The sequence below is a fragment of the Paenibacillus sp. KACC 21273 genome (assembly GCF_028736095.1).
In the GTDB taxonomy this organism is placed as follows: Bacteria; Bacillota; Bacilli; order Paenibacillales; family Paenibacillaceae; genus Saccharibacillus; species Saccharibacillus kyungheensis.
Window position 1 is genome coordinate 1,228,739 of record NZ_CP117876.1, and the last position, 25,493, is coordinate 1,254,231.

21 protein-coding genes and 1 other annotated feature are annotated in these 25,493 nt (G+C 40.8%); all 21 genes read left to right on the top strand.

What is annotated here, in order from left to right; translation table 11 throughout:
• The first annotated feature begins 7 nt into the window (after positions 1–7).
• The 21 genes from clpX to PQ460_RS05830 all read left to right on the top strand — a co-directional run bounded on the left by clpX (position 8) and on the right by PQ460_RS05830 (position 25,435).
• Positions 8–1,264 (top strand): ATP-dependent protease ATP-binding subunit ClpX, encoded by a 1,257-nt coding sequence (gene clpX / locus PQ460_RS05730; protein ID WP_069325531.1) that lies wholly within the window; start codon positions 8–10, stop codon positions 1,262–1,264.
• Positions 1,265–1,390: 126 nt separating this feature from the next.
• Positions 1,391–2,509, top strand: a complete 1,119-nt coding sequence (ispG, locus tag PQ460_RS05735) for a flavodoxin-dependent (E)-4-hydroxy-3-methylbut-2-enyl-diphosphate synthase (protein ID WP_204826707.1) — start codon at positions 1,391–1,393, stop codon at positions 2,507–2,509.
• 192 nt (positions 2,510–2,701) lie between these two features.
• Positions 2,702–5,059 carry an endopeptidase La gene (gene lon / locus PQ460_RS05740; RefSeq protein WP_274172023.1) on the top strand — a complete coding sequence of 786 codons (2,358 nt, stop codon included), beginning with the start codon at positions 2,702–2,704 and terminating at the stop codon, positions 5,057–5,059.
• Positions 5,060–5,379: 320 nt separating this feature from the next.
• A complete protein-coding gene (gene yihA / locus PQ460_RS05745; protein ID WP_274172024.1) occupies positions 5,380–6,069 on the top strand; it encodes a ribosome biogenesis GTP-binding protein YihA/YsxC in 690 nt (229 codons plus the stop codon).
• Between the two features lie 197 nt (positions 6,070–6,266).
• Entirely contained in the window at positions 6,267–6,848 is a 582-nt protein-coding gene (locus PQ460_RS05750) for a non-ribosomal peptide synthetase module (RefSeq protein ID WP_274172025.1), read from the top strand.
• Between the two features lie 317 nt (positions 6,849–7,165).
• Entirely contained in the window at positions 7,166–7,570 is a 405-nt protein-coding gene (speD, locus tag PQ460_RS05755) for an adenosylmethionine decarboxylase (RefSeq protein WP_204826703.1), read from the top strand.
• 278 nt (positions 7,571–7,848) lie between these two features.
• Positions 7,849–9,234, top strand: a complete 1,386-nt coding sequence (hemA, locus tag PQ460_RS05760; protein ID WP_273613389.1) for a glutamyl-tRNA reductase — start codon at positions 7,849–7,851, stop codon at positions 9,232–9,234.
• Positions 9,235–9,374: 140 nt separating this feature from the next.
• A complete protein-coding gene (gene ccsA / locus PQ460_RS05765; protein ID WP_273613388.1) occupies positions 9,375–10,076 on the top strand; it encodes a cytochrome c biogenesis protein CcsA in 702 nt (233 codons plus the stop codon).
• Positions 10,073–10,783 (top strand): precorrin-2 dehydrogenase/sirohydrochlorin ferrochelatase family protein, encoded by a 711-nt coding sequence (locus PQ460_RS05770; RefSeq protein WP_274172026.1) that lies wholly within the window; start codon positions 10,073–10,075, stop codon positions 10,781–10,783. The genes ccsA and PQ460_RS05770 overlap by 4 nt, the downstream gene beginning before the upstream one ends.
• 26 nt (positions 10,784–10,809) lie before the next feature.
• Positions 10,810–11,760, top strand: a complete 951-nt coding sequence (gene hemC / locus PQ460_RS05775) for a hydroxymethylbilane synthase (RefSeq protein ID WP_273613386.1) — start codon at positions 10,810–10,812, stop codon at positions 11,758–11,760.
• A gap of 4 nt (positions 11,761–11,764) precedes the next feature.
• Positions 11,765–13,315: a uroporphyrinogen-III C-methyltransferase gene (gene cobA / locus PQ460_RS05780; RefSeq protein WP_274172027.1), complete on the top strand. Its 1,551-nt coding sequence runs from the start codon at positions 11,765–11,767 to the stop codon at positions 13,313–13,315.
• Between the two features lie 119 nt (positions 13,316–13,434).
• Complete coding sequence (hemB, locus tag PQ460_RS05785; protein WP_274172028.1) at positions 13,435–14,439, top strand: porphobilinogen synthase; 1,005 nt, start codon at positions 13,435–13,437, stop codon at positions 14,437–14,439.
• 43 nt (positions 14,440–14,482) lie between these two features.
• A complete protein-coding gene (gene hemL / locus PQ460_RS05790) occupies positions 14,483–15,790 on the top strand; it encodes a glutamate-1-semialdehyde 2,1-aminomutase (RefSeq protein ID WP_273613383.1) in 1,308 nt (435 codons plus the stop codon).
• Positions 15,787–16,731, top strand: coding sequence for an RluA family pseudouridine synthase (locus tag PQ460_RS05795; protein WP_274172029.1), 945 nt, complete (start codon positions 15,787–15,789; stop codon positions 16,729–16,731). The genes hemL and PQ460_RS05795 overlap by 4 nt, the downstream gene beginning before the upstream one ends.
• 82 nt (positions 16,732–16,813) lie before the next feature.
• Positions 16,814–17,074: a binding site (T-box leader), on the top strand.
• 62 nt (positions 17,075–17,136) lie between these two features.
• The gene (locus tag PQ460_RS05800) at positions 17,137–19,806 is read left to right on the top strand and encodes a valine--tRNA ligase (RefSeq protein WP_274172030.1); all 2,670 of its coding nucleotides are present in this window, start codon (positions 17,137–17,139) and stop codon (positions 19,804–19,806) included.
• 10 nt (positions 19,807–19,816) lie between these two features.
• The gene (locus tag PQ460_RS05805) at positions 19,817–21,193 is read left to right on the top strand and encodes a bifunctional folylpolyglutamate synthase/dihydrofolate synthase (RefSeq protein WP_274172031.1); all 1,377 of its coding nucleotides are present in this window, start codon (positions 19,817–19,819) and stop codon (positions 21,191–21,193) included.
• 5 nt (positions 21,194–21,198) lie between these two features.
• Positions 21,199–22,584 (top strand): UDP-N-acetylmuramate--L-alanine ligase, encoded by a 1,386-nt coding sequence (gene murC / locus PQ460_RS05810; RefSeq protein WP_274172032.1) that lies wholly within the window; start codon positions 21,199–21,201, stop codon positions 22,582–22,584.
• A gap of 171 nt (positions 22,585–22,755) precedes the next feature.
• The gene (locus tag PQ460_RS05815) at positions 22,756–22,998 is read left to right on the top strand and encodes a DUF4321 domain-containing protein (RefSeq protein WP_273613378.1); all 243 of its coding nucleotides are present in this window, start codon (positions 22,756–22,758) and stop codon (positions 22,996–22,998) included.
• Between the two features lie 41 nt (positions 22,999–23,039).
• Complete coding sequence (locus PQ460_RS05820; RefSeq protein ID WP_274172033.1) at positions 23,040–23,642, top strand: Maf family protein; 603 nt, start codon at positions 23,040–23,042, stop codon at positions 23,640–23,642.
• A gap of 28 nt (positions 23,643–23,670) precedes the next feature.
• Positions 23,671–24,360 (top strand): RadC family protein, encoded by a 690-nt coding sequence (gene radC / locus PQ460_RS05825; protein WP_204826691.1) that lies wholly within the window; start codon positions 23,671–23,673, stop codon positions 24,358–24,360.
• 40 nt (positions 24,361–24,400) lie between these two features.
• A complete protein-coding gene (locus PQ460_RS05830) occupies positions 24,401–25,435 on the top strand; it encodes a rod shape-determining protein (RefSeq protein WP_069325512.1) in 1,035 nt (344 codons plus the stop codon).
• Positions 25,436–25,493 lie beyond the last annotated feature (58 nt).

A 25,493-nucleotide genomic window follows, 5' to 3' on the forward strand; every position in this document is an offset into this window, starting at 1 on the left:
TGCTTACATGTTTAAATTTAATGATGAAAAAGGACAGCTTAAATGTTCTTTTTGCGGAAAATCTCAAGATCAGGTCCGTAAGCTTGTAGCAGGTCCTGGTGTTTATATATGTGACGAATGTATCGAACTTTGCACAGAGATCGTAGAAGAGGAATTGGGACATGAAGAAGAGTTAGATCTTAAAGATATCCCAAAACCACAAGAAATCCGTGCGATTTTGGATCAATACGTTATTGGACAAGATCAAGCGAAAAAATCATTGTCTGTAGCTGTATATAATCACTACAAACGTGTAAATTCACAAAGTAAAATTGAAGATGTAGAATTGCAAAAAAGTAACATTATGCTTGTAGGACCAACAGGTTCTGGTAAAACGTTACTTGCGCAAACAATGGCTCGTATTTTGAACGTACCATTTGCGATTGCAGATGCAACTTCATTAACAGAAGCTGGTTATGTAGGGGAAGATGTTGAAAATATCTTGCTCAAACTAATCCAAGCTGCTGATTATGATGTAGAAAAAGCAGAACGCGGTATTATTTATATCGATGAAATTGATAAAGTAGCTCGTAAATCTGAAAATCCTTCAATCACTCGTGATGTATCCGGTGAAGGTGTTCAGCAAGCATTGCTGAAAATCCTTGAAGGTACGGTTGCTTCTGTTCCACCACAAGGCGGACGTAAGCATCCTCATCAAGAATTTATTCAAATCGATACCACTAACATCTTGTTTATCGTAGGTGGTGCTTTTGACGGTCTTGAGCAATATATCAAACGCCGGATCGGTAAAAAAGTAATCGGTTTTAACTCTAACAATGAAGGTCAAAAAGAATTGAAAGCAGGCGAATACCTAAGTATGGTATTGCCAGAAGATTTGCTTAAATTCGGTTTGATTCCTGAATTTGTAGGACGTCTACCAGTTATTTCTGCTCTAGAACCACTAGATGAAGAAACATTGGTACGCATTTTGTCTGAACCTAAAAATGCATTGGTAAAACAATATTCCAAAATGTTGGAAATGGACAATGTAGAATTAGTATTTGAACAAGGTGCACTTGAAGCGATTTCCCGTGAAGCGATCAAACGTAACACTGGTGCTCGTGGACTTCGTGCCATCATCGAAAGCATTATGCTTGATGTGATGTATGAAGTACCGTCTCGTGATGATGTAACCAAATGTGTGATTACTCAGCAAGTTGTTGAGGATAAAGTGGTTCCTGAGTTACAGACAGGCAAAGATAAAAAGCAAGAAGAAAGTGCATAATAACTTAACGATCAATGGTTGAGTATGCGTTTCTTCTATGATGTTCATAGATAACGCGCCGGCCTTTTTCCTTTGCAGGATGAAGGCTGGTTTGCGATTAAGCCCACATGTAAGGGAGCAAAAAAAATGTTTTTGAGAGAAAACACAAGACCGGTCAAAGTCGGAGATTTGACAATTGGCGGCAGTAATGAAGTTCTGATTCAAAGTATGTGTACCACCAAAACAGCAGATGTAGAAGCAACTGTAGCTGAAATACTACGTCTGGAAGAAGCAGGTTGTCAGTTGGTTCGTGTAACAGTCAACAACGAAGAAGCAGCAGCGGCAATCAAAGAAATCAAAAAACGCATTCATATCCCTCTTGTAGCGGATATTCATTTCAATCATAAATTAGCTTTACTTGCGATTGAAAATGGAATCGACAAAGTACGTATTAATCCGGGTAATATCGGTAGACGTGATAAAGTCGAAGCTGTTGTACGTGCATGTAAAGAAAAAAATATTCCAATTCGTATCGGTGTTAATGCCGGTTCATTGGAAAATCATTTGCTTGAGAAATATGGTTACCCAACACCAGAAGCAATGGTAGAAAGTGCATTATTCCATATCGGTATTTTGGAAGAATTGGATTTCCATGATATTATCGTTTCCCTTAAAGCATCTGATGTGCCTATGGCGATCGAAGCTTATAGTCAAGCAGCGAAAGTGATTCCTTATCCGCTTCATTTAGGAATTACAGAAGCAGGAACATTGAATGCAGGAACGATCAAAAGTTCTGCGGGTATTGGTGCACTTTTAGCACTAGGTATCGGTTCTACTGTTCGTATCTCATTGAGTGCCGATCCTGTAGAAGAAGTAAAAGTAGCTCGTGAACTACTCAAAACATTCGGCTTGATTACGAATGCAGCAACATTGGTATCTTGTCCGACTTGCGGACGTTTGGATATTGATCTGTTTTCAATAGCCAATGAAGTTGAAGAGTATATTTCCAAATTGAAAGTGCCGATCAAAGTATCTGTACTAGGTTGTGCGGTAAATGGACCAGGTGAAGCGAAAGAAGCCGATATCGGTATCGCTGGTGCTCGTGGAGAAGGACTTCTTTTCCGCTATGGTAAAATGATCCGCAAAGTACCCGAAGCAGATATGGTTGTAGAATTGAAAAAAGAAATCGATGCGATTGTTGTAGCGTTTGAAGCGACAGGGAAAATTCCGGGTCGTGAAGAGCGTCATGCACCTGCAACGAAGTAAATGTATAGACTAATGTAATAAAGCATACGTAAAGATACTGGTGGAGGAAGTTGCCTCAATCAGTATCTTTTTTTACATGAATTTCTGCAAAATCAGATCGGTTGGAGGATCATTGGTTTTTCAATGTGATATTTGGTAAACTAGGAATGATATAGGCAGTATGATACGCACAAGCATAGGAGGATGAAAGCGATGGGACCAAATAAAAATAAGGGGCGTCGTTTTCCTTTACTGCCTTTGAGAGGACTACTTGTCTATCCAAGTATGGTATTACATCTGGATGTAGGACGAGATAAATCTGTAAAGGCATTAGAAAAAGCGATGGTTGACGATAATTTAATTCTTCTTTGTTCGCAATCGGAAGTCAGCATCGAAGAGCCGAGCCAGGATGAGATTTTTAGAATCGGAACGGTAGCTAAAGTCAGACAAATGTTGAAGCTGCCTAATGGAACGATTCGTGTACTGGTAGAAGGTTTGGAACGTGCAGAGATTATTCAATATATTGATAATGAAGAATACTATGAAGTGCAAGCAAAGGAACTACCGGAAGAAGAAACCAATGATCCGGAAGTCAGTGCATTGATGCGGACCGTATTGACTCAATTTGAACATTATATTAATTTGTCCAAAAAGGTAACGCCAGAGACATTAGCAGCGGTATCTGATATTGAAGAACCCGGTCGATTGGCAGATGTGATTACCAGTCATTTGTTGATCAAAATCAAAGACAAACAAGATATTTTGGAAACGGTTGATGTTCGTGCGCGTCTGGAACGTTTGTTAGATATTTTGAATAATGAACGTGAAGTATTAGAATTGGAACGCAAAATCAATCAACGTGTCAAAAAGCAAATGGAAAAAACGCAACGTGAATATTATTTGCGTGAACAAATGAAAGCGATCCAAAAAGAACTAGGTGAAAAAGAAGGTCGAGCTGGCGAAGTCGAAGAGTTACGTCAACAATTATCCGAAATTTCGGTACCTGAAAAAGTACAAGAAAAGATTGAAAAAGAAATCGATCGTCTGGAGAAAATGCCTGCCAGTTCTGCTGAAGGTAGTGTTATTCGTAACTATGTCGACTGGTTAATCAGCTTACCTTGGTCGAAATCGACAGATGATGATCTGGATCTTCATCATGCAGAAGCGATTTTGAACGAAGATCATTATGGACTTGATAAGCCCAAAGAACGGGTGCTTGAATATTTAGCAGTACAGAAATTAGTGAAAAAGCTAAAAGGACCTATTCTTTGTCTTGTAGGGCCTCCGGGTGTTGGTAAAACGTCATTAGCACGTTCGATTGCCAAGTCTTTAGGACGCGAATTTGTTCGTATCTCACTTGGTGGTGTGCGTGACGAAGCTGAGATTCGTGGTCATCGTCGTACGTATGTAGGAGCGATGCCGGGACGTATTATTCAAGGAATGAAAACAGCAGGTTCGACCAATCCTGTCTTCCTGATGGATGAGATCGACAAAATGGCTTCTGATTTCCGTGGAGATCCTTCAGCGGCATTGTTGGAAGTGCTTGATCCCGAGCAAAACAATACGTTTAGTGACCATTTTGTTGAAGTGCCATTTGATCTATCCAACGTTATGTTTGTGACAACAGCAAATAGTGTGCAAAGTATTCCTCGTCCGTTATTGGATCGGATGGAGATGCTTTCTATTCCTGGATATACTGAACTTGAGAAAATGCAGATCGCTAAGCAGTATCTATTGCCTAAGCAGACCGAAGAACATGGTCTAACTCCTGAGCAATTAGAAATTGGCGAAGATGCACTGTTACGTATGATTCGTGAGTATACACGTGAATCGGGTGTACGTAATCTAGAACAACAAGTCGCTGCACTTTGTCGTAAAGCAGCCAAAGCAATCGTCTCTGATAATTTAGAAAAAGTCTCTATTAAACCGGATCAAATCAAAGATTATCTAGGTGTACCTAAATTCCGTTATGGTCTGATTGAAAAAGAAGATCAAGTCGGTAGTGTCACTGGACTTGCTTGGACAGAAGTAGGCGGAGAAACGCTAACGATTGAAGTCACCGTTGTACCGGGTAGTGGTAAATTAATGCTAACAGGTAAATTAGGCGATGTGATGAAAGAATCAGCGCAAGCTGCATTCAGTTACACACGTTCCAAAGCTAAAGACCTGCATATTGCAGACGATTTCCATGAGAAAAATGATATCCATATTCATATTCCAGAAGGCGCTATCCCTAAAGACGGTCCTTCTGCCGGTATTACGATTGCAACTGCACTAATCTCGGCTCTAACCGGTCGCCCTGTATCTAAAGAAGTCGCCATGACAGGTGAAATCACACTGCGTGGACGTGTACTCCCTATCGGTGGTCTCAAAGAAAAAACATTAGCTGCTCACCGTGCAGGCTACAAAAAAATCCTACTTCCGATGGATAACGAACGCGACTTACGTGATATCCCGGAAAGCGTAAGAAACGATCTTACCTTTGTGCCTGTATCTCATATGGATCAGGTGCTAGAAGAAGCTCTTATCGCTCCCAAAGAAACACCTGAAACGATCCAGCCTTTAATCTAAACCACTCAATTTAATAACAAACTACCAACGGAATCGTTCTATAAGCAGTAAAATAGAGCGATTCCGTTTATTTGATGTGCTATACTATTACTAATCCGTTGTAAGGGATAGCATACCTTTTTTAGCACGTAGCGAAATAAATAGAATTATTTGATAGAAGCGAAGCGCTCGCCTTTAAGGTCGAATATCTACTGCGATTAGCAGTATTTCAAGATATTCGACCTTAACAGCGATCGACAAAATAATCTATTTATGGAGCGATTGAAGCTAATAGGTCAGCGATTCACTTTCAACTTCTAACTAAAGGGGAACTTGTAATTATGAAAGTAAATAGCGCGGAATTTATTATTAGCGCGGTGCGTCCGAACCAATACCCGGAAGATGGGTTGCCAGAGATTGCTCTAGCAGGACGATCTAATGTAGGTAAATCTTCTATGACTAACCGTTTGATTAGCCGTAAAAACCTGGCACGTACCAGTGCAACACCGGGTAAAACACAACATCTAAACTACTATATGATCAATGAATCGATGTATTTCGTCGATTTTCCTGGATATGGGTATGCCAAAGTTTCCAAAAGTCAGCGTGAAGCATGGGGTAAAATGATTGAAAAATATTTACTCGAACGCGAAACATTACGTATGGTTGTACTGGTAATCGATCTTCGCCATCCACCTTCCAAAGACGATGTAATTATGTATGAGTGGCTTAAATACTATGAACGGGATGTATGTATCGTTGCTACCAAAGCCGATAAGATTCCACGTAGTAAATGGGACAAGCATATCAAAATCGTTAAACATGGTTTGAGCTTTGTACCGGAAGATGATTTTGTACTGTTTTCATCTGAAACAGGATTGGGTAAAGATGAACTATGGTCCGTCATCGAACGTTATGCTTTTGCACTTTCTGAGTCAGAAGATGATGAAGAAGTAGCGCAAGTGGAGACAGAGAACGAAGATCATTCGTTAGAAATGGAAGAGTCCAAACCCCCTCAAAGTAATCAATAAAGTCACGAACAGGTCAGCAAAACGAAGAAGTTTGTATAGAAAAGTGAGTATTCAGGCCGTTCTTTAGAACTTTACGGGGATTGTTCCGTTTTTTTCTGGAATATGGTGAAAATAGTTCATCTTGATCACAAGCAAGGCGTTTCGCAGATGATGTATAATGAATATATTGGAATGTTAAAAGAATTGAGGAGATTTTTATGGCTCAGCGGTTAGCCACAGAATATATTAAAGCCAGTTTACAGTTGTCGAAAGCTCAAATGTCCCAGTTTGTCCATTATGCCGAAGATCCTCAGATCCACCATCGGGTAAAAATACTTGATAACGGAAATCAGGAAATTGTTCTCGGAGTGAAAAACGGAGAAGAAGTGCATTTACCTTTTGACCTCAGAGAAGGAAGCTATGTCTGTGAGTTATCTTTCCGCTTGGTAAATCCGCAGTTAACCAACATCATTCGCAAACTATTTGTTGCTTTCAAAGGCAACGGAATAGTCAATCGAATCTATGATGGATTTATTATGAGATACCATTATCAACAAGGCTCTGTTCGTCAGATTGTGGAATGTATAGGCGAACAAGAGAAAATGATCTACCAACACAAACATACAGCAATAGATATGAAAAGCCAGTGGCAATCCGTATCTGTTGAGACTGATATTGAATTGGTACGAAGTATTGTAGACCGTCTGTTAGACCAACGTTTAGCTTCACAAGGTCCGTATGAGCAGATTGATCAAGAGCTACGTATTCAATCCCAAAGATTGTTCGGTATGGAAGCTTAACTACGAATCATAGTGTCTGTTTTCCTTTTGAGGAAAGCAGGCTTTTTTATTATAAAAATATTATATTTATACATAAAAATGCATGCTAAATCAGATAAAATAAACAATCTTTAAATATTTAATAAATATTGCAAAAAGGCTTGCAATTCATGTCGATAGATGTTATTTTTAATCTCGTTGAAAATAATATTAGGAACCAGGATTCACTCAGGACATAGTAATGTTGCGAGAGATAAGACCCTCGGGAAGTGAATGACGTAGGTCCTAGCGGATGAAATTTTTCAAACATTTTATTCCTAGGAAGGGGGAACCGGAAGATGGAATACTCAACTTTCGGAAGACACGTTGCTGTTGATACTTGGGGTGTAGATTTTGATATGCTGAATAATGCTGAGGTTTTGCAAGCTCATATGGTTGATGCAGCTGAAGCATGCGGAGCAACAGTAATGTCTGTTCAAGCCAAACAATTCGAACCACAAGGTGCTACAGTACTTGTTTTGTTGTCGGAGAGTCACCTCTCGATTCACACATATCCTGAGAGAGGATTCGCGGCTATTGACTGCTATACCTGCGGAGAGACCGTAGATCCACAGTTAGCTATTGACTACCTGGTATCCGTTCTGAAACCTGAAAAAACGTATGCCAAAAAATTAGTTCGCGGTTTGGGAGAACTTCAAGTGGAAACACCTGAAATCAAATCGGTTGAGCTTATCAATCAATAATATAAACTTTGCTTTGTAGAAGCAAAAGATTAAAATGAAATAAGATCTAAACAATAGCCATGGGGGTTACCTATGGCTATTTCTTTTTAAGTCCATCATTTGACGATATGAAATCATTTGATTATGGTAGGGATAAAGAAATTGTGTCTATATTCCGATGATGATTTCATAAACATTTCATAAAAACGACGAAATTCGTAATTTAGCTGTGATATAATTAACGTATTGTTAATGAACGTATAGAGATATGACTTTTAGATTAGGCAGGTGAACTTGCAATGCACATCGTTGTTGTCGGATTGAATTACCGCACAGCACCCGTTGAAGTGAGAGAACGGTTTGCTATTGCGGACGAAGATTTACCGCAGGCGCTCCGGCAGCTCAGAGAAACTAAGAGTGTGTTGGAAGGGACTATTGTAGCGACTTGCAACCGTACGGAGATTTACGTGGTATTAGATCGTCTGCATATGTGTGGACATTTTATTCGTACCTTTATGGAGCAGTGGTTCGGTATTCCCCGTCAGGAATTTACACAGCATTTATATATATATGAAGATGAACAAGCGATTAGTCATCTTTTTCGTGTAGCTTGTGGATTGGATTCGATGGTGCTGGGTGAGACTCAGATTCTGGGTCAAGTAAAGCGTTCATTCCAATGGGCGCAAGAAAATAAAGCAACAGGTACATGGTTTAATATGTTGTTTAAGCAAGCTGTGACACTGGGCAAACGTGCACATTCAGAAACAATGATCGGTGAAAGTGCAGTTTCGATCAGTTATGCAGCTGTAGAGTTGGGCAAGCGCATTTTCGGTGCTTTTCATAATAAAGTGATTATGATTCTAGGTGCTGGTAAAATGAGCGAGCTTACTGTGAAGCATCTATATGCGAACGGTGCGGCTGAAGTGATTGTAGCGAATCGTACACTTGGACGTGCTCAAGAATTGGCGCATAAGTTCAACGGTACACCGTGTACTATTGAACAAGCGATGGATCGTTTACATCAAGTAGATATTCTGATCAGTTCTACAGGAGCACAAGGATATGTACTAAATGCAGATACACTTGCTCAAAGTATGAAATTGCGTAAGTCTCGTCCTTTGTTTATGATTGATATAGCGGTTCCACGTGATATCGATCCAGCAATTGGCGATATTAGCAATGTGTTTTTATATGATATCGATGATCTAGAAGGTATTGTAGAAAGCAATATGGAAATGCGCCGAGCAGAATCGATTAAGATTGAGCGTATGATTCGCCAAGAAGTAGAATCGTTCAATCAATGGCTCAAAACATTAGGTGTACGTCCAGCAATTCGTGCTCTACAAGAACGTGGAGCAGATATTCATGCAGAGACACTGGAAAGTTTATTTAATAAATTACCAGAGTTAGATGAACGACAACGTAAAGTGATCAGTCGTCTAACCAAAAGTATCGTAAATCAAATGAATCATGAACCGATTCATCGGATTAAAGAAATGGCTGCCGAGAAAGATGGGGCTGAAGCACTTGATTTGTTCACTCGAATATTTGCTTTAGAAGATCAGCTTGAACATTCAGCAGATCAAGTCAATCAAAGCGAAGTTTCTGAAGCACAGTCGCCTGTGCAAGCTAATAAATTGGGATTAGAAGGTAGTTTTGGGTCTTTTGCTCCCGCAACCCTATAGGCAGGTGATTCGCTTTGACGCTTTTTAACCTGTTATACGATATTATTATTTATTTATACGCCCTGAGCCTTCTGTTTTATTTCTCGGATTGCATTCGTCGCAATCCGAGGGCGAAGCGGTTAGGCACAGGGTTTCTTATTTTGGTATTTGTTATTCAGATCGTCAGTATTACGATTCGAACGATAGAGGAAAAAACATTACCGTTATTTTCAACGTATGATTTTTTCTTTGTACTGACTTTTATTTTAATATTAATTTCCTTTTTTATTGAAAAGGTATTGAAGACTGATTATGCCGTATTGCTGTTAAATGTAATCGGCTTTTGTGCTATGGTGCAAAATCGACTTCATTCACCAGGTGAAGGTGTACTCCCTACAGGTTGGGATACCGTTCATGGATTATTAATTTTACATGTAATATTTGCTAATATTAGTTTTGCTGCGTATACCGTAGCTGCTGTGTTTGCTTCGATGTATCTCTTTTTACATCGCAAATTAAAACAAAAAAAATGGGATAATACAGTACGCCGTCTACCTAGCTTAGAAAGTATGGAGAAGTACACTTACACAGCGATGTTAATCGGTACACCGGTATTGATCGTTTCGTTGATTGTCGCTTTGATGTCGATTGTTGCAGAAGGAAGATATATTCTTTTGCTGGATTCCAAAGTGGTGTTTACGTTGTTAGCATTATGTGTGTATGTTGCTTTTTTTGCTACTAAAAAAATGCGTAACTATTCAGCCAATACGATGGCACTATGGGCAATCTTAGGATATATTTTGTTTATTTTAAATTTTGTTTCTAATTCATGGTCTGCTTTTCATCAATGGGTGGGTGTATGAGTGATTCTATTCATTATCTGCCTATTATGCTGGATTGTAGAGATCAAGATTGTCTGATTGTAGGTGGCGGTAAAGTGGCTGAACGTAAAAGTATCTCTTTGCTACAAGCAGGAGCATTACTCACGATAATCAGCCCTACTGTAACACCGAAATTGCAACAATTAGTAGATCAACAGCAGATACGCTGGCATGATCGCGAATATCAGAGTGGTGATATCGCTAATCGTGTTCTTTCCGATGAGAAACTTAGTGAATTTGGTTACAGACCTTATTTTTTGGTACATGCGGCTACATCAGTACCTGAAGTTAATAATCAAGTTGCTAATGAAGCACGTTCTTACCGCATTCCGGTAAATGTTGCTCATCAGCGGGAACAGAGTACTTTTATTAATCCAAATGTGATTCGTCGTGGACGGTTAACGATAGCGGTAGCGACTTCTGGAGCTGGACCTTTAGCAGGTCGTCATATTGCGAAAGAAATCAATCAACATTTTGGAAATGAATATGAGATGTATATTGATTTTTTGTATCATTTACGGGAAACGATTGCTACACAAGTTAACGATGAATCATTACGCAAATCATTGCTACATCAAGCGATGTCGCTTTCTATTTTAGAAGATATTCGGCAGGGTGTATTTGAACCCTGGAGTGAGCAACAAATACAACACTGGATCAACCAATCAATAGAGCAATTAGACTATTGAATACAATGGGATCAGGAGATGAATATATGCGTACGATCGTAGTAGGAAGTAGACAAAGTGCTCTAGCGTTAACACAAACAGGGCATGTGATTGATGCGTTAACCGCGATTAGTGAAGAGCAAGGTCTAGAAGTACATTTTGAAATTAAAAAGATCATTACCAAAGGCGACCGGATTCTAGATGTTACTTTGTCCAAAGTCGGCGGGAAAGGTCTATTTGTTAAAGAAATTGAACAAGCACTGCTTGATGGTGAGATTGATATGGCTGTGCATAGTATGAAAGATATGCCGTCTGAATTACAAGAAGGTCTTATCAATGGTGCAATACCACCAAGAGTCGATCCTAGAGATTGCTTGATTACACGTACAGGTTGTTCGTTAGAAGAGCTTCCGCAAGGGGCTAAGCTTGGTACAAGTAGTCTTAGACGTGCAAGTCAGCTTAAATTATATCGTCCTGATCTACAAATTGAATCGATTCGCGGCAATATTGATTCTCGTTTGCGTAAGCTTGAAACCGAAGGCTTTGATGCGATTATGCTAGCGGCGGCAGGATTAGAGCGGATGGGTTGGTCGGATCGAATCACTTCCTTTTTACCGACAGACATCTGTCTGCCTGCTGTAGGACAAGGAGCACTTGGAATCGAATGTCGTGCAGATGATATCGAAATGTTGCAATTGTTGTCTTTGTATAATGACGATCTAACCGCAGTCACAGTCACAGCAGAACGTACATTTTTGGCTGAGTTAAATGGTGGCTGTCAGGTGCCTATCGGTGCATATGCGGTTCGTCTTCAAAGTTCGGATGTGCCGGAAGAGCAAAGTATTATACAATTAACAGGAATGGTTGCTACACCGGATGGCAGTATTATGCTGAAAGAAACGATGCAGGGTACAGATCCTGTAGCACTTGGTATTGCTGTAGCGGCACAACTGAAAAGTCAGGGAGCAGATCGGATACTGGCAGAAGTAAGGGGATGAGTGTATGACCGGTAAAGTGTATTTGGTGGGGGCAGGTCCTGGAGCGTTAAAGTTAATTACGCTTCGAGGCTGGGAATGCATAGGGCTTGCAGATGCGGTAGTCTATGATCGTCTAGCAAGTCCACGGTTGCTCAAGCAAGCCAAGCCAGGAGCAGAAAAAATTTATGTAGGCAAATTGCCTGATCGACATACGATGAAGCAAGAAGAGATTAACCAGTTGCTGGTTGATCTGGCGTTACAAGGGAAAACGGTTGTCCGTCTAAAAGGTGGCGATCCGACGATTTTTGGTAGAGTAGCGGAAGAAGCTGAATTGCTACGCCAACATCAGATTCCTTATGAAATTGTACCGGGGATTAGCTCTTCGATTGCTGTGCCTGCATATGCAGGTATTCCGGTTACTCATCGTGACTTTGCTTCATCTTTATCTATTATTACAGGGCATGAGAGCCCAGATAAATTGGATCAAAGTATTCACTGGGATAAAGTGACTAACGCTACAGGAACACTTGTCTTTATGATGGGTGTTGCTAAGATCGGTTATATTAGTGAGCAATTGATAAAGCATGGACGACCGACATCTACACCGGTTGCTTTGATTCGTTGGGGAACGCGAGCTGAACAAGAGACACTGGTCGGTACACTTGAAGATATCGCTGCTAAAGTAGAAGCTGCTAACTTCAGACCGCCTGCTGTGATTGTAGTCGGTGAAGTGGTGAATCAACGTGAGCATTTGAAATGGGTAGAAGATTTGCCTCTATTCGGTAAGCGTATTTTGGTAACTCGTGCACGTAGTCAGGCAAGTGAATTGGTTAATCGTATCGATGAGCTAGGCGGAGAACCGTATGAGTATCCAGTGATTGAGACAAGGCTGTCTGTAGATGAAGAAAGCACTCAAAATATCGCCAATGCTTTATCAAATTTGCCTAAATATGATTGGGTATTCTTCACCAGTGTTAATGGAGTAGAGTACTTCTTTGAACATTTGAAGCTACATGCTCAAGATATTCGAGCATTGTATCGTGCCAAAATAGTAGCTGTCGGTCCTGCTACATTAGAAGCTCTACGATTGCATGGGATTGCTGCTATGCCCTTGCCTGAGAAATTCCAAGCAGAAGGCTTGTTAGACAGCTTAGAAGGTCAACTACAAGCCGGACAGCATGTTTTACTACCCCGTGGTGATCTAGCACGCTCATGGTTACCGGATACACTTCGAACAATGAATATAGAAGTGACCGAGATCGATACGTATGAGACAGTTATGGTCGGAGAAGATGATATTGAGTTACGTAAGTTATTAGAGGAAGAAGCGATTCATGCTGTTACATTTACCAGTTCTTCGACAGTAACTAATCTTTTAGCAGCTTTGAAAAAGATGGGCATTGAAGATCCTGTACAAGCATTGCAACATTCGATGATTGCTTGTATTGGACCGCAGACTGCTTTAACAGCCGAGCAAGCAGGCCTTAAAGTAGGATTATTGGCTGAACAAGCAACGATTGAAGGATTACTAGATGTGCTTTGTCGTTGGAATGCTGATGTATTGATAGATGTTTAAGTTATAAATTGATGATCGACATCAGATATGCCGACCTTGCAAGTGCTGGTCGGTTTTATTTATCTAGGGTAGTAAGAATATGTTATTTACGATGTATACATTCAAGGAGGAATATCATTATGAGTCAACCTTTTTCACGTCACCGTCGTCTTCGCAAAACGCCTGCTATTCGTAGCATGGTAAGAGAAACGATTTTGCACAAAAGCGATTTTATTCAACCGGTATTTGTAACATACGGTACAAATGTAAAAGAAGAAATTTCGTCGATGCCTGGCGTATACAATTTCTCATTAGATACCATGCAAGCAGAAATTCAAGAAATTGCTGAATTGGGCATTCCAGCAGTCTTATTATTTGCCGTTCCTGAAGTGAAAGACAGTGTAGGTACAGGTGCTTATGCTCAAGATGGTCTGGTACAACAAGCGACTCGTTGGATTAAAGCTAATTATCCGAATCTGCTAGTGGTTGCAGATACGTGTCTATGTGAATTTACCGATCATGGACATTGCGGTGTTGTGCATGCACATGAATGTGATGGTCATATTGAAGCTGAAGTCGATAACGATGAATCGTTAGCATTGTTAGTCAAAACAGCAGTCTCTCAAGCAGAAGCAGGAGCAGATATTATTGCTCCTTCTAATATGATGGATGGATTTGTATATGCGATTCGTGAAGGCTTAGATGCAGCAGGATACAAAGATATTCCGATTATGTCGTATGCTGTTAAATATGCTTCAGCATTTTATGGCCCATTCCGTGAGGCTGCTCAATCTGCACCTCAATTTGGTGATCGTAAGTCTTATCAAATGGACCCTGCTAACGTGCGTGAAGCATTACGGGAAGCAGAAAGTGATGTAGCCGAAGGAGCAGACATGTTGATGGTCAAACCTTCTCTTGCTTATATGGATGTATTGCGTGCTGTACGTGAAAACTTTGATCTACCATTAGTGGCTTATAACGTAAGCGGTGAGTACGCTATGGTCAAAGCTGCGGCACAAAATGGCTGGATTAATGAACGTGGGATTGTAACTGAAATGATGCTTGGCTTCAAACGTGCAGGAGCAGACATGATTATTACGTATTTCTCCAAAGATGTTGTACGTTGGTTGCGTGAAGAAAAATAATTTAATCTCAAATAAATAAATTGATTGATGGAGGTATTTGCTCATGGAATCTACTCATTCTGTTCGTCGTGATGAGCGTTCACGAGAAGCTTTTGAAGAAGCAAAACAATATATTCCTGGAGGCGTGAACAGCCCTGTTCGTGCTTTCAAAACGGTAGGCTTAACACCAATCTATGCTGAACGTGGTGAAGGTTCAAGATTGTATGATATCGATGGTAATGTATTTATCGATTATATCGGCTCTTGGGGACCACTCATTATGGGACATGCGCATCCTGATGTGGTGCGCGCTCTACAAGAAACAGCAATCAAAGGAACAAGCTTTGGTGCACCTACTGAACTGGAAACAAAAATGGCGAAGCTTGTCGTAGAACGTGTTCCATCAATGGATATTGTACGCATGGTCAATTCAGGCACAGAAGCGACCATGAGTGTGATTCGTCTTGCTCGTGGATATACAAAGCGCAATAAAATTTTGAAATTTGAAGGTTCATATCATGGACATTCCGATAGTCTGCTGATCAAAGCAGGTTCAGGTGTTGCTACTCTTGGTTTACCTGATAGCCCGGGTGTTCCTGAATCAGTAGCAACCAATACGATTACAGTCCCTTATAATGATCTGGAATCTCTAAAGTTAGCGTTTGAACGTTTTGGCGAAGAGATTGCTTGTATTATTGTAGAGCCTGTTGCTGGAAATATGGGAGTGGTTCCACCACAACCGGGATTTTTACAGGGATTACGTGATATTACGACTCAATATGGTAGTTTGCTTATTTTCGATGAAGTGATGACAGGTTTCCGTGTTGATTTGAATTGTGCACAAGGACGTTATGGTGTTACACCTGATTTGACATGTCTGGGTAAAGTCATCGGTGGTGGATTGCCTGTAGGTGCTTATGGTGGTAAACGTGAGATTATGGAGCAAGTAGCGCCAACAGGTCCTATTTATCAAGCAGGAACATTGAGTGGTAATCCACTGGCTATGGCAGCAGGATACACCACACTTAGTCTTTTAACTCCAGCAGTTTATGAGCGCTTGGAGACAATTTCTGCTCGTTTGCAAGCAGGATTTGAAAAGAATGCGGCTGAGTTTGGGATTCCATTGACTGTCAATCGTGTCGGATCGATGGTGTGTCCATTCTTCACAGCAGGACCGGTAACAGACTATGATTCTGCCAAAGCTAGTGATATGGATATGTTTAAGCGTTACTTTGGAGCCATGTTAGATCGCGGAATCAGTGTAGCTCCGTCTCCATTTGAAGGTATGTTTGTATCGGGTGTTCATAGTGATGAAGATATTGAACAGACGCTTGCAGCTCATTATGAAGTGATGAAGTCTTTGCAATCATGATGAATGTATCCGATCCTAAGCCATCTTCTATTCTGGCTCAGTGTTCTATAAGAGATGGAGAATGGTTACAAATCACGCCAGATCATGATCTTCTACAGGCAGAAGGCAATGCCAGACACAAAGCGGTGATGCAGTGGTTAGAACAAGTATCGGTTCCGGTGAAATTAATCGGTCGAATGCATTCCAAAGGTGAAGTGAAAATAGACGGAGAGCATATTCGGCTTCGTCTGTTTCCACCGATGGATTATGGATTTGATCCTCGTCCACATGATCGCGCGAAAGTGCTCTATGAAGATGATTATGTTCTGGTGATGCATAAGCCAGCAGGTATGAATGTTCATCCTTCGGAAGCATCTGATCCAACGATTACATTAGCCAATGTAGTGGCCGATCATTATCAACAAACAAATCAGCAATGTGCTGTTCGTCATGTGCATCGTCTGGATGAAGATACAACAGGCCCTGTTTTATATGCCAAAAATGAATTTGCTTTATCTAAATTAGATGAGCAAATGCGTTCTAAAACGATTGATCGTAAATATATAGCTATTGTACAGGGCAAAGTAAGTGATCAATTAAATATCATAGATCAACCGATCGGTAAAGATCGCCATCACAAACAGCGTCGACGGGTTTCTCCGACAGGGCAAGAAGCGATTACTCATATTGAGAAATTATACAGTTCAGCCAGAGCGAGTCTTGTGCGATTAACACTAGAAACAGGGCGCACTCATCAAATTCGTGTGCATATGAGTGATGCCGGTCATACGCTTATCGGGGATGTTCTTTATGGAGGTAGTCAAGAATTTTATCGTCAGGCGCTTCATGGAGAACAATTAACATTTGAACATCCTTTTACAGAGGAAATAATGACTGTTAATGATCCTTTACCAGAGGATATGATCGAATTATTGGATCAATCAGGCATACCTCGCCTTTAAGTCAGCTCTATGACAGGTTTTTTATTGACTTTGATAGGAGCAACGGGTATGATTTGGAGTAAATATTGATTTATTTATGATCTCAATAACCTTGAACGGGAATAGTAGATTATATCGTCCTCAAGAGAGTAGAACTGTTGCGCTGAAAGGTTCTATAGGATCCGGTAGATCGAAGTCGCCTGGGAGTTGTTTATTTGAATTTCAGTAAACCTATTAGATGGATACTGAATGTAGAATAAACCGGTAGCAGCCGTTATCTGCCTCGGAGTGTCGTTCATAGGCTTTTTTATGCATGGACGAAACAAAGGTGGTACCGCGAGAGCTAAGTCCTTTCGTCCTTTGAGACGAAGGGCTTTTTTTATTGAGAATTTTAGCAAAATGACTACGAATATGGGGGTATTTACTATGGCAGATACGCATGAGAATCAAGCAACAACTTCAATGCCGACAACTTATGATCCTAAAGCGGCAGAACGTAAATGGTATGACTATTGGATGGAAAATGATTTTTTCAAAGCAGGGCAACGTCCTGATGCGAAGCCATATACAATCGTTATTCCACCTCCTAACGTAACAGGTATGCTTCATATTGGACATGCACTTGATTTTACATTGCAAGATATTATGACTCGTACCAAACGGATGCAAGGTTTTGATGCGCTTTGGCTTCCAGGAGCAGATCATGCAGGGATTGCAACACAGACCAAAGTAGAGCAGAATCTGCGTGCAGAAGGTATCACTCGTCATGACTTGGGACGTGAGAAGTTTGTAGAAAAAGTATGGGAATGGAAAGACAAATACGCAGCTAACATTCATGAGCAATGGGCGAAAATGGGCTTTTCTCTTGATTATTCACGCGAGCGTTTTACATTGGATGAAGGTTTATCCAAAGCGGTTCGTGAAGTATTTGTAAAGCTATACAACAAAGGTCTCATTTATCGTGGTAAATACATTATTAACTGGGACCCTGAAGCACGTACAGCTTTATCAGATATCGAAGTAGAATACAAAGAAGTGAACGGACATCTGTATCATTTACAATACCCGCTTCAAGATGGTAGCGGACATATTGTGGTAGCAACGACTCGCCCGGAGACAATGCTTGGTGATACAGCGGTAGCCGTTCATCCCAAAGACGAACGTTACAAAGATATGATTGGTAAAATGCTAGTATTGCCAATTACCGGACGTGAAATTCCGATTATTGCTGATGATTATGTTGACCGTGAATTCGGTAGTGGCGCTGTAAAAATCACTCCTGCTCATGATCCGAATGACTTTGAAATGGGACATCGTCATGATCTGCCTCAGATCGTAGTAATGGATGAGACAGGCACGATGAATGAAAATGCAGCGCAATACGAAGGATTAGATCGTAGTGAATGTCGCAAACAGATCGTTAAAGATCTAGAAGCAGCAGGCGTTTTGATCAAAATCGAAGATCATGTACACCAAGTAGGACACAGCGAACGTACAGGCGCAGTAGTTGAACCGTATTTGTCTACACAATGGTTTGTAAAAATGAAACCACTTGCTGATGTTGCGATTAAAGCGCAAAAAGAAGGCGAAGGCGTTAACTTTGTACCGGATCGTTTTGAAAAAACGTATTTGAACTGGATCGAAAATGTACGTGACTGGTGTATCTCCCGTCAATTATGGTGGGGACACCGTATTCCAGCATGGCATTGTGAAGAAACAGGCGAAATTATTGTAGCAACAGAAGATCCAAGTCATTTACCTGAACATGCAGGTAAAACATTACGTCAAGATGAAGACGTATTGGATACATGGTTCAGTTCTGCATTATGGCCGTTCTCTACACTTGGCTGGCCGGATGAAACAGAAGATTTGAAACGTTATTATCCTACTGATTTACTTGTAACTGGATACGATATTATCTATTTCTGGGTATCTCGTATGATCTTTACAGCACTTGAATTTACAGATCAAATTCCATTTAAAGATGTATTGATGCATGGTTTGGTACGTGCTGCTGATGGACAGAAAATGTCCAAGTCGCTAGGTAACGGTATTGATCCACTTGAAGTGATCGAGCAATATGGTACAGATGCGATGCGTTATATGTTGTCTACAAGTAGTACCCCTGGACAAGATTTGCGTTTCCGTCTGGAGCGTGTAGAACAAGCACGTAACTTTGCAAATAAAATCTGGAATGCTTCCCGTTTTGTTTTGATGAATATGGAAGGCTTCCGTTATGAAGATATCGACTTGAGTGGTGATCTTAGTACAGCAGATCGCTGGATACTACATCGTATGAACGAAACAGCACGTGATATTACACGTCTAATCGATTCATATGAATTTGGTGAAACAGGTCGCCTATTGTATAACTTTATCTGGGATGATCTATGTGATTGGTATATCGAGATTGCTAAATTGTCACTATACGGTGAAGATGCAGTAGCGAAGAAAACAACGCAATCGGTATTAGCTTATGTATTGGATCGTACATTGCGCATGATTCATCCATTTATGCCATTTATTTCAGAAGATATCTGGCAACATTTGCCGCATGAAGGCAATACAATTACACTTGCAGCTTGGCCTGAATTTGATCCAGCTTTAGAAAACAAAGCAGCGCAAGAAGAAATGAATTTGTTGATCGACTTGATTCGTGCTGTTCGTAATATTCGTGCAGAAGTGAATGTACCGATGAGCAAAAAAATCGAGTTGATGGTCAAAGCCAAAGACCAAAAAACATTGGATATTATTCAATCCAACGAAGAATATATTCGTCGCTTCAGCAACACTTCTGAGTATCAATCTGGATTGGATCTAGCAGCACCGGATAAAGCGATGACAGCGATTATTACCGGCGCAGAGTTGTATTTACCACTTGCGGGTCTGCTTGATATCGGTCAGGAAATCGCTCGTCTGGAAAAAGAAGTAGCGACTTTAACTTCTGAAGTTGAACGTGTTGATAAAAAGTTAGCTAATCAAGGCTTCGTAGCTAAAGCACCTGCTAAAGTGATTGAAGAAGAACGTGCTAAACAAGCCGATTATTCGGAAAAACGTGAAAAAGTTCTTGCCCGAATCGCAGAATTGAAAGGGTAAGGTGAACAGGATGGAACATGGAACATCAGAGGGGCATCAAGCCCCTTTTCACACTTATGAGCAAGCTGTTGAATGGATAAATAGTCTGATTCCCTTTGGGATTCGTCCGGGGTTATCTCGTATTGAAGGTCTGATGGAGTTATTGAATAACCCGCATCGTAAGCTTAAATTTGTACATGTTGCAGGCACGAATGGCAAAGGAAGCACCTGTGCTTTTTTAACAAGTGTTTTGGTACAGTGCGGTTATGATGTCGGTACATTTACATCGCCTTATATCACCAAATTCACTAATCGTTTTCAATATAACGGTATAGATATTCCAGAAGAGACATTGTGTCGCCTAGCTAATCGTCTATATCCTTTAGTGGAGCAAATGGCAACAACAGATTTAGGATCACCAACGATGTTTGAAGTATCAACAGCACTCGCCATTTTGTACTTTGCTGAAGAATGTTATCCTGATGTGGTGATCTGGGAAACAGGCCTTGGTGGACGAATGGATGTAACTAATATTGTTCATCCAATATTGTCAGTCATTACAAATGTAGGCTATGATCACACTGATATTCTAGGAGATACATTAGAGCAGATTGCTAGTGAAAAAGCCGGCATTATTAAGCCGGGCGTACCTGTAGTGAGCAGTGTAGATCAACCGGAAGTGATCGAAGTACTTCGTGCTAAAGCAGCAGCTTGCAAATCAACGCTTTATTTAGCAGATGAACAATACACAGCAGAACGTCTATCTGGCGATGAAGCGGAGCAAACGTTCCGTTACAAAGGTCTTTTTCGTGAAATCGATATTACGATCTCTATGCAAGGGGAACATCAATGTACCAATGCAGGTGTAGCGATGATGGCGTTAGAAGTACTGCGTCAATATTCAGCTTTTGTATTGGATGATGAGCTGTTGCTGAAGGGATTTAGACATACTTTTTGGGCAGGACGCTTAGAGAAAATGCCTGGCGAACCAACGATTGTACTGGATGGAGCACATAATCCTGAAGGAGCAGCAACGCTTGTCAAAAGTATACCGCAGACTTATCATTACAAGAAGCTTCATATGCTTGTCGGCATGTTAGAAAACAAGCATCATGAGCCTGTATTTAGACATCTATTATCAATTGCAGATACAATTATTTTGACAGAACCCGATTTTCGACGCAAAATGGATGCAGATCAATTGGCACAATTAGTGCTCAGATTACAACAAGAAATGAACAGAACAGAAGTAAATGTTATAGTGGAGCGTGACTGGCGGCAAGGTATTCAGTTGCTTCAATCACGAACAGAACGGGAAGATCTAGGGGTCGTAACCGGAACACTGTATTTAATTTCGGATGTAAGAGCGACTCTTTTGCATCAAACCGATTCTGAAAAGGGCTGGTGAGTCAGATGAATAAGACAGAACATGTACATTTTATCGGGATTGGTGGGTACGGTATGAGTGCCATCGCCCGTGTTATGCTTGAAATGGGATACAAAGTAACAGGTTCCGATATGGCAATGAGCGCGTTAGCAGCGAAATTGCAACAAAAAGGAGCAGTCATTCATATAGGTCATGCGACAGAACAAGTTCATGGTGCTGATCTGGTAGTCTATTCTACTGCACTATCTGATGATAATGCGGAATGGGTAGAAGCGAAGCGTCTTGATATTCCAGTGATTCATCGTTCTGAAATGTTAGCAAGATTGCTTAATGAACGTAAAGGTGTAGCTGTAGCAGGTGCTCATGGCAAAACAACCACTTCTTCGATGATTGCACTGGTGATGGAAGAATGTGATACCGATCCAACGTATATTATCGGTGGAGAAATCGTTAATCTGGGTACCAATGCCAAAGCAGGTAAAGGCGACTATGTAGTTGCAGAAGCCGATGAAAGTGACGGTACTTTTTTACAATACCATCCTGCTATCGCTGTAGTAACCAATATCGAAGCCGATCATCTTGAAAATTATGATGGTGACTTTGCTAATCTCAAAGCAGCCTACGTGCAATTTTTAAGTCAATTACAAGCGGGTGGTAAAGCTATCGTTTGTGGTGATGATGAAAATATTCGCGAAATTATACCGAATATCGAAGGCACAACGATCACTTATGGTGTAGAAGCACAAAATGATTATACAGCGACAGATATTCAACCCGGTGATCGTAAAATTTCCTTTACTATGCAATATCAAGGAGCAGATTTGGGTCGGATTGAATTATCTGTGCCAGGACTGCATAATGTATATAATGCGATGGCAACTGTAATTTCATGTTTGGAAGCAGGAATTTCATTTACAGCGATTGCAGCAGCGATCGTTCAATTCCATGGCGCCAAGCGTCGTTTTCAGGTGGTCGGTGATGCTAGAGACATTTTGATCGTCGATGATTATGCTCATCATCCTACTGAAATCGAAGCGACGATTGTGGCAGCTCAAGCAACAGGCAAACGTGTGATTGCTGTTTTCCAACCGCAACGTTATTCACGCACCTTCTTTTTGTTAGATGCTTTTAGTCGTGCTTTTACAGGAGCTGACGAAGTGATTATTGCTGATATCTATTCACCAGCAGGAGAAAAGCAGATTGAAGGTATTAACTCTGCACGTCTGGTTGAACTGATTAAGCAAAATAGTAATGCGGGTGCGCGTTATATCGCACAAAAAGAAGATATTATTGCAGACTTATCTACTCGTATTCAACCCGGCGATCTTGTTATCACTATGGGTGCAGGCGATATATGGAAAGTCGCAGAAGCACTTGCTGCTGATTTGCAAGCAACGGAGAAAATAGAGTAATGTGATAAAAAAGGCTGTCTCCGGACAGTCTTTTTAACTGGAATAATAACAAAATGTTTGCGAAATGAAGGCGATAAGTTACAAAAAATTGTTACTTTCATTTTTGTTTGTATTGATGTGGGAATAAACGTATAATGATGAAGTGTCAAATTAAAGGCAGGAGAAATAAGAATGAAAAAGAATGCAGGTATGCTTATTTTATTTTTATTGCTAGGCTGGTTTATTGGCACATGGGTAGCCACTTTACTTGAACCTGTAGCGATGGTATCTTTTCTCACGCGATCGACAACGATTGATTGGGAGCCTAGCGCTAATTTAGACATGATTCGTTATCATCTCGAGATTCATTTCAAAGTGAGTCTACTTAGTTTGATCGGTATTGTTGCTAGTATTTGGGCATATCGCAAACTGTAAAGAACCAATCTGACTTTTAACACAAAGGAGAGGACCTTTCGATGAACAGAGAATCAACACGCCGTCTCATTTTGGCGTCCGCTTCTCCAAGGAGAAAGGAATTAATGACCTCTTTACAACTGGAATTTGAAGTGTTACCCAGTGATACAGACGAATCGGTGCCTGAAGACTGGTCACCAGAGCAAGTCGTCAAAGAGCTTGCACTGCGCAAAGCTACTGCTGTTCAACATCATTATACAACCGAGGTAGCAGATAGCATTATTATAGGCAGCGATACAATCGTTGTTTTGGATAAACGTATATTTGGTAAGCCTCGTGATCATGATGAAGCTGTAGCGATGTTAGATGCTTTGCAAGGAAGAAGTCATTATGTCTACACAAGTGTAGCTTGTATTGATACTTCTACTGGTGTAACTCGTGTGGAATACCGGCGAACTCTTGTACATATGAAGCCGCTCACCCCTTCCAAAATTCAATCATACGTACTTAGCGGTGAACCTGCTGACAAAGCTGGAGCTTATGCTATTCAAGGTCTAGGTTCGACGTTGATCGATAAAATAGAAGGCTGTTATTTTACAGTCGTCGGATTGCCTGTATCACTTTTGAGCGATATGTTGGAACAATTTGGTGTGCAGATTATTTGAATCTGTCGTGGAGAAGAGGAACATATTAATGGAGGCGCCACAGTACCTTTTACGTGATGTTCCACTGGAAGAAAGACCCCGGGAACGGATGATGAATTACGGTGCAGAGGCGCTTAGTCATGCAGAATTACTAGCGATTTTACTGCGCACAGGCACAAAAGATGAATCGGTGATGCATTTAGCAAACCGAATTATGCGTCAAGTAGGCAGTATCCGGCAACTGGTTGATCTCAGTATTGAAGAATTAACAGAGATCAAAGGAATCGGAACAGCCAAAGCAATCCAGATCAAAGCGGGGATCGAGTTAGGTAGACGTATTACCCGTACTGGTAAAGAAGAAGTCAAAGCTATTCGCAGTCCGCGTGATGCGGCTGATTTATTGATTGAACAATTACGATATCTTCAAAAAGAACATTTTGTATGTCTGTTTCTAAACACGAAGAATCATATTATTTCCCAGGAAACATTGTCGATGGGTAGTTTAAATGCGTCTATTGTTCATCCACGTGAAGTTTTTCGAGCAGCGATCAAATGTAGTAGTGCATCTGTTATTTTTGCACATAATCATCCTAGCGGTGATCCTACACCAAGCCCGGAAGATGTAGCACTAACCAAACGGCTTGTAGATGCAGGCAAAATTATTGGAATTGAAGTACTGGATCACCTTGTGATTGGTGATATGAAATTCGTAAGTTTGAAGGAACAGGGCTTAATGTAATATAATAGTCGAGATTTAGGAAGAAAGGGAGTTAATAGTTATGTTGGGTGGCTTTTCAAAAGATTTAGGAATTGATTTAGGAACAGCAAACACGTTGGTATATGTAAGAGGTAAAGGTATTGTTGTCAGAGAACCGTCGGTTGTGGCGATTCGTACAGATACGAATACAATCGAAGCAGTAGGAGAATCTGCAAAAAAAATGATCGGTCGTACACCTGGAAATATCCGTGCAATTCGTCCGATGAAAGATGGCGTTATTGCTGATTTTGATACAACAGCTACGATGATTAAATATTTTATACGTCAAGCGCAAAAACAACGTTCGATGTTCCCGCAACATCCAAACGTAATGGTTTGTGTACCATCGGGTATTACAGCAGTAGAACAACGTGCTGTTGAAGATGCAACCAAACAAGCTGGTGCGCGTGAAGCTTATACGATTGAAGAGCCTTTTGCAGCAGCAATCGGTGCTGATCTTCCAGTATGGGAACCAACAGGTAGTATGGTTGTTGATATCGGTGGCGGTACAACAGAAGTAGCTGTTATTTCTCTTGGTGGTATCGTAACAAGTCGTTCTGTACGTGTAGCAGGCGATGAAATGGATGAGTCGATTATCCAGTACATCAAACGTCAATACAACTTAATGATTGGTGAACGTACATCGGAACAATTGAAAATGGAAGTGGGTTCTGCAACTCCATTTGAAAAAGTCGAAACGATGGAAATTCGTGGTCGTGACCTTGTAAGTGGTCTACCAAAAACATTAACAATCACTTCAGACGAGATTGCTGAAGCATTGTCAGATACAGTAGCTGCTATTGTAGAAGCTGTAAAAGTAACTTTGGAGAAATGTCCTCCAGAACTTGCAGCAGATATCATGGATCGCGGTATCGTATTAACAGGTGGTGGAGCATTACTTCGCAATCTGGATAAATTACTTGCTGGTGAAACAGGTATGCCTGTAATCGTTGCTGAAAATCCTTTAGATTGTGTAGCAATTGGTACAGGAAAAGCATTGGAGAATATCCACCTGTTCAAATCACGTAGTAGTTCGTCACTTCGTTCAAAACGCTAATTTTCGGCCAGGTATGGTCAACCCCTGCTAGGGAAAGAAAAACCGTTAATTAAGAGGG

Excerpts from the sequence above, each read along its gene's own strand:
- murC (WP_274172032.1), top strand. The coding sequence starts at position 21,199 with ATGAATAAGACAGAACATGTACATTTTATCGGGATTGGTGGGTACGGT.
- PQ460_RS05830 (WP_069325512.1), top strand. The coding sequence starts at position 24,401 with ATGTTGGGTGGCTTTTCAAAAGATTTAGGAATTGATTTAGGAACAGCA.
- speD (WP_204826703.1), top strand. The coding sequence starts at position 7,166 with ATGGAATACTCAACTTTCGGAAGACACGTTGCTGTTGATACTTGGGGT.
- PQ460_RS05820 (WP_274172033.1), top strand. The coding sequence starts at position 23,040 with ATGAACAGAGAATCAACACGCCGTCTCATTTTGGCGTCCGCTTCTCCA.
- PQ460_RS05750 (WP_274172025.1), top strand. The coding sequence starts at position 6,267 with ATGGCTCAGCGGTTAGCCACAGAATATATTAAAGCCAGTTTACAGTTG.
- cobA (WP_274172027.1), top strand. The coding sequence starts at position 11,765 with ATGACCGGTAAAGTGTATTTGGTGGGGGCAGGTCCTGGAGCGTTAAAG.
- PQ460_RS05815 (WP_273613378.1), top strand. The coding sequence starts at position 22,756 with ATGAAAAAGAATGCAGGTATGCTTATTTTATTTTTATTGCTAGGCTGG.
- ispG (WP_204826707.1), top strand. The coding sequence starts at position 1,391 with ATGTTTTTGAGAGAAAACACAAGACCGGTCAAAGTCGGAGATTTGACA.
- PQ460_RS05800 (WP_274172030.1), top strand. The coding sequence starts at position 17,137 with ATGGCAGATACGCATGAGAATCAAGCAACAACTTCAATGCCGACAACT.
- clpX (WP_069325531.1), top strand. The coding sequence starts at position 8 with ATGTTTAAATTTAATGATGAAAAAGGACAGCTTAAATGTTCTTTTTGC.
- lon (WP_274172023.1), top strand. The coding sequence starts at position 2,702 with ATGGGACCAAATAAAAATAAGGGGCGTCGTTTTCCTTTACTGCCTTTG.
- hemA (WP_273613389.1), top strand. The coding sequence starts at position 7,849 with ATGCACATCGTTGTTGTCGGATTGAATTACCGCACAGCACCCGTTGAA.
- hemB (WP_274172028.1), top strand. The coding sequence starts at position 13,435 with ATGAGTCAACCTTTTTCACGTCACCGTCGTCTTCGCAAAACGCCTGCT.
- PQ460_RS05770 (WP_274172026.1), top strand. The coding sequence starts at position 10,073 with ATGAGTGATTCTATTCATTATCTGCCTATTATGCTGGATTGTAGAGAT.
- PQ460_RS05795 (WP_274172029.1), top strand. The coding sequence starts at position 15,787 with ATGATGAATGTATCCGATCCTAAGCCATCTTCTATTCTGGCTCAGTGT.
- radC (WP_204826691.1), top strand. The coding sequence starts at position 23,671 with ATGGAGGCGCCACAGTACCTTTTACGTGATGTTCCACTGGAAGAAAGA.
- hemL (WP_273613383.1), top strand. The coding sequence starts at position 14,483 with ATGGAATCTACTCATTCTGTTCGTCGTGATGAGCGTTCACGAGAAGCT.
- yihA (WP_274172024.1), top strand. The coding sequence starts at position 5,380 with ATGAAAGTAAATAGCGCGGAATTTATTATTAGCGCGGTGCGTCCGAAC.
- hemC (WP_273613386.1), top strand. The coding sequence starts at position 10,810 with ATGCGTACGATCGTAGTAGGAAGTAGACAAAGTGCTCTAGCGTTAACA.
- PQ460_RS05805 (WP_274172031.1), top strand. The coding sequence starts at position 19,817 with ATGGAACATGGAACATCAGAGGGGCATCAAGCCCCTTTTCACACTTAT.